We start from the raw sequence: 6,643 nt of genomic DNA, 5'->3' as shown, positions 1-6,643 counted from the left end.
CGCCCCCCCCCCCCCCCCCCCCCCCCCCCCCCCCCCCCCCCCCCCCCCCCCCCCCCCGTCCGTGTTTCAGGGCCCTGGAAAGCTCACGCCCTGAACGCGCCGAGGATTGACCGGAGACGGGTGTTCAGAACATTCCAGGCTGGCACGCCATTCGCAGACCCGTTCGCGGATGGCCGCAGCGCCGAAACGAAGGCCGGTTCATGGAATTCTTCGCCCAGCAGTTCATCAATGGTCTGACGCTCGGGTCGATCTACGGCCTGATCGCCCTGGGCTACACCATGGTCTTCGGCATCATCGGAATGGTGAACTTCGCCCATGGCGACGTGTTCATGCTGTCCTCCTTCATCGCGCTGATCTTCTTCCTCATCCTCACGTCCTGGCTCGGGCTGACCTCGGTCGCCCTGGTCTTCCTGATCGTGCTGGTGCTCGCCATGATCCTGACCGCCCTGTGGGGCTGGGCGATCGAGCGGGTGGCCTACCGGCCCCTGCGCGGCTCGTTCCGCCTGGCGCCGCTGATCTCGGCCATCGGCGTGTCGATCTTCCTGTCGAACTTCGTCCAGGTGGTGCAGGGCGCCCGCAACAAGCCGGTGCCGCCCCTCGTGCGCGACGTCATCGTGCTCTACCAGAACGAGCAGTACACCGTGACCCTGTCCTACAAGCAGGCGATCATCATGACGACGACCGCGCTGCTGCTGGCCGGGTTCTGGTACCTCGTGCAGCGCACCTCCTTCGGGCGGGCCCAGCGCGCCTGCGAGCAGGACCGGCGCATGGCGGCCTTGCTCGGCATCAACGTCGACCGGACGATCTCGCTGACCTTCGTGCTCGGCGCGGCGCTCGCGGCGGTGGCCGGCACCCTCTACCTTCTCTATTACGGCGTGGTCTCGTTCTCGGACGGGTTCGTGCCCGGCGTGAAGGCCTTCACGGCGGCGGTCCTGGGCGGCATCGGCTCGCTGCCGGGCGCCGTCCTCGGCGGCCTGATCATCGGCCTGATCGAGACCTTCTGGTCGGCCTACTTCTCGATCGAGTACAAGGACGTGGCCGCGTTCCTCATCCTCATCGTGGTGCTCATCTTCAAACCATCCGGCATCCTCGGACGCCCCGAAGTCGAGAAGGTCTGACCATGGCGACAGGATCGACGATCGGCGCGGTGGCCCCCACCGTCGGCCGCCGCTCCGGCGCGGCATTCGCGGAGATGCTCAAGGATTCGGCACTCTTCGCCCTGGTCACCCTCGGCCTGAGCATCCCGGTGGTGGCCTACCGCACCGATCTCGGGCAGGGCACCGGCCTCGAGCTCACCGGCCGCTGGGGCGTCGTCGCGGCCCTGTGCCTCGCGGTGTTCGTGCTGCGCCTGGGCCAGCGCCTAATCCTCGGGGAAGTCGCGCGCCGGCGCGAGGCGCACCGGATCGCCACGGCCGGCACGCCCCCGGTGGTGGCCCGCGCCGGCCGCGTGCTCGCGCCGCTGACGCTGGGCGTCGCCCTCACCCTGCCGCTGCTCGCGGCCCTGGGCTCCGGCGGCCTGTCCGAGGGGCGCTACTGGATCGACCTCGGCATCCTCATCCTCACCTACGTCATGCTCGGCTGGGGCCTGAACATCGTCGTCGGCCTCGCCGGGCTCCTCGACCTCGGCTACGTCGCCTTCTACGCGGTCGGGGCCTATTCCTACGCCCTGCTCTCCACCGTGTTCGGGCTCTCGTTCTGGATCTGCCTGCCGCTGGCGGGCCTGTTCGCCGCCGCCTTCGGCGTGCTGCTGGGCTTTCCCGTCCTGCGCCTGCGGGGCGACTACCTCGCCATCGTGACGCTCGCCTTCGGCGAGATCATCCGCCTCGTGCTGATCAACTGGGTCGACTTCTCCGGCGGCGCCGCCGGCCTCTCCTCGATCCCGCGGGCGAGCTTCTTCGGGATTCCCTTCACGGCCGGGGAGGGCGGGTTCGCCCAGACCTTCGGGCTGACCTTCAACCCGATCCACCGCATCATCTTCCTCTACTACCTGATCCTGGTGCTGGCGCTGATCACCAACCTCGTGACGCTCCGCATGCGGCGTCTGCCGCTGGGGCGCGCCTGGGAGGCCCTGCGCGAGGACGAGATCGCCTGCCGGTCGCTGGGCATCGACACCACCATGACCAAGCTCACCGCCTTCGCGCTCGGGGCCATGTTCGCGGGCTTCGCCGGTTCGTTCTTCGCGGTGCGCCAGGGCTTCGTCTCGCCGGAGAGCTTCAACTTCCTCGAGAGCGCGATCATCCTCGCCATCGTGGTGCTCGGCGGCATGGGCAGCCAGGTCGGCGTCGCCATCGCGGCGATCGTCATGGTCGGCGCCCCGGAACTGCTGCGCAACCTCTCCTTCCTCAAGGCGGTGTTCGGCGAGGGCTTCGACCCGAACGAGTACCGCCTGCTGCTGTTCGGCCTCGCCATGGTCTGCATGATGGTCTGGCGCCCGCGCGGATTGATCTCCGAGCGCTCGCCGTCGGTCCGCCTCGGGAGGCGCGGCGCATGACGCTCGCCACCGGCACCACCCGCCTCGCCACGGTGCAGGACGAGCCCCCGGCGGCGATTCCCGGCGGCCCCGCCGACCCGATCCTCGTGGTCGACCACCTGACCATGCGCTTCGGCGGCCTGACCGCCGTCGGCGACCTCTCCTTCAAGGTCGGACGCGGCGACATCACCGCGCTGATCGGCCCGAACGGCGCCGGCAAGACCACGGTCTTCAACTGCATCACCGGCTTCTACAAGCCGACCGAGGGCATGATCCGGCTGCGCCAGGCGGGCGGCGAGACCTACCTGCTGGAGCGGCTGCCCGGCCACGACGTCAACCGCCTCGCCCGGGTCGCGCGCACCTTCCAGAACATCCGCCTGTTCCCGCAGATGACCGTGCTGGAGAACCTGCTGGTGGCCATGCACAAGCCGCTGATGCGGGCCTCCGGCTTCTCGCTCGCGGGCATCCTCGGCCTGCCGGGCTATCGCCGGGCGCAAGCCGAGGCGATCGAGAAGGCCGCGGCCTGGATCGAGCGCATCGGCCTCACCCACCGGGCCGACGAGCCGGCGGGGGACCTGCCCTACGGCGACCAGCGCCGCCTGGAGATCGCCCGCGCCATGTGCACGGACCCGGTGCTGCTCTGCCTCGACGAGCCGGCCGCCGGCCTCAACCCACGGGAATCGGCCGACCTCAACACCCTGCTGCGGATGATCCGCGACGAGTACGGCACCTCGGTGCTGCTCATCGAGCACGACATGTCGGTGGTGATGCAGATCTCCGACCGCATCGTGGTGCTCGATTACGGCATCAAGATCGCCGACGGGACGCCCGACGAGATCCGCAACGACACCCGGGTGATCGCGGCCTATCTCGGCGTCGACGACGAGGAGGTGGCGGCCGTGGAAGCGGAAGTCGGACTTGCGGGAACCGCTGCGGGAACCACAGCATGAGCGTCGCGGGCATCAACGTGCTGGTGGACGAGACCCGCGCCCGGAGGGCGCAGGCGGACATTGAGGCCGGCCGGGCGCCGCTCCTCAGCGTGCGCGGGGTCTCGGCCTATTACGGCAGCATCCGCGCCCTGAAGAACGTCGACATCGACGTGCACGAGGGGGAGATCGTCGCGCTGATCGGCGCCAACGGGGCCGGCAAGTCGACCCTGATGATGACGATTTTCGGCCAGCCCCAGGCGCGCGAGGGGACCATCACCTTCGCGGGCCAGGACATCACCAAGCTCCCGACCCACGAGATCGCCCGGCTCAACCTGGCCCAGTCCCCCGAGGGCCGGCGCATCTTCTCGCGCATGACGGTGCGCGAGAACCTGCAGATGGGGGCGGCCGTCAACGGGGGGAAGCATTTCGCCGAGGACCTCGAGCGGATGTGCACCCTGTTCCCGCGCCTGCGCGAGCGCATCGACCAGCGCGGCGGCACCATGTCGGGCGGCGAGCAGCAGATGCTGGCCATCGCCCGCGCGCTGATGAGCCGGCCGCGCCTGCTCATGCTGGACGAGCCCTCGCTCGGGCTGGCGCCCCTGGTGGTCAAGCAGATCTTCTCCGCCGTGCGCGACCTCAACGCCCGCGAAGGCCTGACCGTGTTCATCGTGGAGCAGAACGCCTATCATGCCCTCAAGCTCGCGCATCGCGGCTACGTCATGGTCACGGGGGCGGTCACGATGAGCGGCACCGGCCAGGCGCTCCTCGACGACCCGCAGGTGAAGGCCGCCTACCTCGAGGGGGGATCGCACTGAGCATGGCCGACGGTTTCAGCCTCGATCCGCGCAGCCTCGGGATCTTCCTGCTCATCACCGTGGCGATGGGGGGCGGTGCGGCCTGGATGACGGGCAGCGGGCTCGCCCGCGGCTGGCGCCCGTTCTGGCACTGCGCCCTGGCGCTCCTGCTCATCGCGGCGGTGACGCGCTTCCTGCACTACGCGCTGTTCGAGGACCCGCTGCTGTCGCTGCCGGCCTACGCCGTTGACGCGGCGGTCGTCCTCGCCATCGGGGCCGTGGCCTACCGCTACACCCGCACCGGACAGATGACCCGGCAATATGCCTGGCTCTACGAGCGCACCGGCCCGCTGAGCTGGCGGGATCGGACGAGCGCGCCGACGCCGTGAGGCCCGGCGCTTGGACCACCCCCGCAGGGGGCCACTTCGCGTGTCATGCGCCGACAGCGCCGGACGATCCGCCCGGCGCGGCGCTTCGAGAGGGGAAACGGGCATGAAGTCATTGTTGTCGGCCGGCGTCGCGCTCGGCCTGATGCTGGCGGCCACCGCCGCCCGGGCCGAGATCAAGATCGGCGTGGTGGTGCCGGTCACCGGCCCGAACGCCGCCTTCGGAGCGCAGATCAAGACCGGCGCGAGCCAAGCCATCGCGGACATCAACAAGGCGGGCGGCGTCAACGGCGAGAAGCTCGTCATGACGGTGGGCGACGACGCCTCCGACCCCAAGCAGGGCGTGTCGGTGGCCAACAAGTTCGCCTCGGAAGGGGTGAAGGCCGTGGTCGGCGCCTTCAATTCCGGCGTCTCGATCCCGGTCTCGGACGTGCTGCAGGAAGCCGGCATCGTCGAGGTCAGCCCGGCCTCCACGGCGATCAAGTACACCGAGCGCGGCAACTGGAACACCTTCCGCACCTGCGGCCGCGACGACCAGCAGGGCGCGGTGGCGGGCGCCTACCTCGCCGACAAGTTCAAGGGCAAGAAGATCGCCTTCGTCCACGACAAGACCCCCTACGGCAAGGGCCTGGCCGACGAGACCCTGAAGGCCCTGAAGGCCAAGGGCGGCTCGAACGTGCTCTACGAGGGCATCAACCCGGGCGAGAAGGATTTCTCCGCCCTGGTCTCGAAGCTCAAGCAGGCCAATGTCGACGTGGTCTATTTCGGCGGCCTCTACACCGAGGCCGGCCTGCTGATCCGCCAGATGCGCGACCAGAGCCTCAAGGCGCCGCTGATGGGCGGCGACGGCATCGCCGACCGCGAGTTCGCCCAGGTGGCGGGCCCGGGCTCGGACGGCACCCTGATGACCTTCTCGCCGGATGCCCGCAAGAACCCGAAGTCGAAGGCGACCGTCGACGCCTTCAAGGCCATGAACTTCGACCCCGAGGGCTACACCCTCTACGCCTACGCCGCCACGCAGATCCTCGCCGACGCGATGAAGGCGACGAAGTCCACCGACGGCCAGAAGGTCGCCGCCTACATGCGCGAGGGCAAGCCCTTCAACACGGTGATCGGCGACATCGCCTACGACAAGAAGGGCGACATCACCCGGCCGGACTACGTGATGTACATGTGGAAGAAGGGGGCCGACGGCTCGATCAACTACGCCGGCAACGAGCAGCCCTAGGCACGCCGGACGCCACCGCCGCCGACCGGGGCCGGGGGAGCGATCCCCCGGCCCTTTCTCGTATGCGCCCGCGAGGGCTCCGGCCCCGGGCGCGACGAACCTGCACACCCTCCCGACCGGGAACAGCGCCCGGCCGGGTCGGTTGGTCGTGGCGTGTCGCGGGCGGGTCTCGCCCCCCGCGAAAGACCCACACCGACGGGAGCAGACATGTCCAACAAGCACCTGAAGACCGACGTCCCCAGCGACGCCGACCTCAAGGGCAATCCCGGGATCGGCCAGTCGAAGGGCATGACCGGGCGCAACCCGAACGACATCGCGGCGGACTCGACCGTCGAGGGCGACGTCGACAACGAGACGACGCCCGAGGGCGGCGTCGACCCGAACCACCGCCCGCGCAAGAACGCCTGAGGCGGCGGCCGTCGCGGGCCTCCCCCGTGACAGCGAGGCGGCCGTGCGGTGGCCGTCCGGCGACGAGCCGCCCGGTCACCGCAGGTCAGCCCTGCCCGCGCCGGGGGAACGCGCGGGTTAACGGATCGCCTGCGTTCGGTTAGCCCAAGCTGTGCCGTCGTGACGGCATCGCACCTCAGGAGCCTGGATGACCAAAGACGTGCAGCCCGATCGCCCTGACTCGCCGCTCGCATCCGTCTCTGACGAGATCTCCTCTTCCCTCCGAACCCGAGGGCCGGACGGACCGGGCGAAGACGCACCGACCCCCGCGCCGGACGCGCAGACCCCCTCGACCTTCGAGAACGACAGCTTCGAGGGCTTCGGCTCCTTCGGCTGATCGGCGAGCGCGCGGCGCCCCGGCCCGGCGCAGCGCCGGACCGGTGGCGCCG

Annotated in this window: 8 protein-coding genes; all 8 read left to right on the top strand. The window is 69.8% G+C overall.

What is annotated here, in order from left to right:
- Positions 1 to 200: 200 nt before the first annotated feature.
- Positions 201 to 1,118: a branched-chain amino acid ABC transporter permease gene (locus AC3WLN_RS22910; RefSeq protein ID WP_055959172.1), complete on the top strand. Its 918-nt coding sequence runs from the start codon at positions 201 to 203 to the stop codon at positions 1,116 to 1,118.
- Positions 1,119 to 1,120: 2 nt separating this feature from the next.
- Positions 1,121 to 2,491, top strand: a complete 1,371-nt coding sequence (gene livM / locus AC3WLN_RS22905; RefSeq protein WP_492485135.1) for a high-affinity branched-chain amino acid ABC transporter permease LivM — start codon at positions 1,121 to 1,123, stop codon at positions 2,489 to 2,491.
- Positions 2,488 to 3,420: an ABC transporter ATP-binding protein gene (locus AC3WLN_RS22900; RefSeq protein ID WP_492485133.1), complete on the top strand. Its 933-nt coding sequence runs from the start codon at positions 2,488 to 2,490 to the stop codon at positions 3,418 to 3,420. Before livM ends, AC3WLN_RS22900 begins: the two co-directional genes overlap by 4 nt.
- Entirely contained in the window at positions 3,417 to 4,214 is a 798-nt protein-coding gene (locus AC3WLN_RS22895; protein WP_492485131.1) for an ABC transporter ATP-binding protein, read from the top strand. The genes AC3WLN_RS22900 and AC3WLN_RS22895 overlap by 4 nt, the downstream gene beginning before the upstream one ends.
- Positions 4,215 to 4,216: 2 nt before the next feature.
- Positions 4,217 to 4,582: a DUF6867 family protein gene (locus AC3WLN_RS22890; protein WP_492485129.1), complete on the top strand. Its 366-nt coding sequence runs from the start codon at positions 4,217 to 4,219 to the stop codon at positions 4,580 to 4,582.
- Positions 4,583 to 4,685: 103 nt separating this feature from the next.
- Positions 4,686 to 5,807 carry a branched-chain amino acid ABC transporter substrate-binding protein gene (locus AC3WLN_RS22885; RefSeq protein ID WP_492485127.1) on the top strand — a complete coding sequence of 374 codons (1,122 nt, stop codon included), beginning with the start codon at positions 4,686 to 4,688 and terminating at the stop codon, positions 5,805 to 5,807.
- A gap of 207 nt (positions 5,808 to 6,014) precedes the next feature.
- Positions 6,015 to 6,215 (top strand): hypothetical protein, encoded by a 201-nt coding sequence (locus tag AC3WLN_RS22880; RefSeq protein ID WP_492485125.1) that lies wholly within the window; start codon positions 6,015 to 6,017, stop codon positions 6,213 to 6,215.
- A 187-nt stretch (positions 6,216 to 6,402) separates the two neighbouring features.
- Positions 6,403 to 6,591, top strand: a complete 189-nt coding sequence (locus AC3WLN_RS22875; protein ID WP_492485123.1) for a hypothetical protein — start codon at positions 6,403 to 6,405, stop codon at positions 6,589 to 6,591.
- Positions 6,592 to 6,643 lie beyond the last annotated feature (52 nt).

This window comes from Methylobacterium sp. FW306-05-D, assembly GCF_058782155.1.
This window is presented reverse-complemented; position numbering and strand designations above follow the sequence as displayed.

What these genes read in the sequence shown, in the direction of transcription:
- AC3WLN_RS22910 (WP_055959172.1), top strand. Translation starts at nt 201, where the DNA reads ATGGAATTCTTCGCCCAGCAGTTCATCAATGGTCTGACGCTCGGGTCG.
- livM (WP_492485135.1), top strand. Translation starts at nt 1,121, where the DNA reads ATGGCGACAGGATCGACGATCGGCGCGGTGGCCCCCACCGTCGGCCGC.
- AC3WLN_RS22900 (WP_492485133.1), top strand. Translation starts at nt 2,488, where the DNA reads ATGACGCTCGCCACCGGCACCACCCGCCTCGCCACGGTGCAGGACGAG.
- AC3WLN_RS22895 (WP_492485131.1), top strand. Translation starts at nt 3,417, where the DNA reads ATGAGCGTCGCGGGCATCAACGTGCTGGTGGACGAGACCCGCGCCCGG.
- AC3WLN_RS22890 (WP_492485129.1), top strand. Translation starts at nt 4,217, where the DNA reads ATGGCCGACGGTTTCAGCCTCGATCCGCGCAGCCTCGGGATCTTCCTG.
- AC3WLN_RS22885 (WP_492485127.1), top strand. Translation starts at nt 4,686, where the DNA reads ATGAAGTCATTGTTGTCGGCCGGCGTCGCGCTCGGCCTGATGCTGGCG.
- AC3WLN_RS22880 (WP_492485125.1), top strand. Translation starts at nt 6,015, where the DNA reads ATGTCCAACAAGCACCTGAAGACCGACGTCCCCAGCGACGCCGACCTC.
- AC3WLN_RS22875 (WP_492485123.1), top strand. Translation starts at nt 6,403, where the DNA reads ATGACCAAAGACGTGCAGCCCGATCGCCCTGACTCGCCGCTCGCATCC.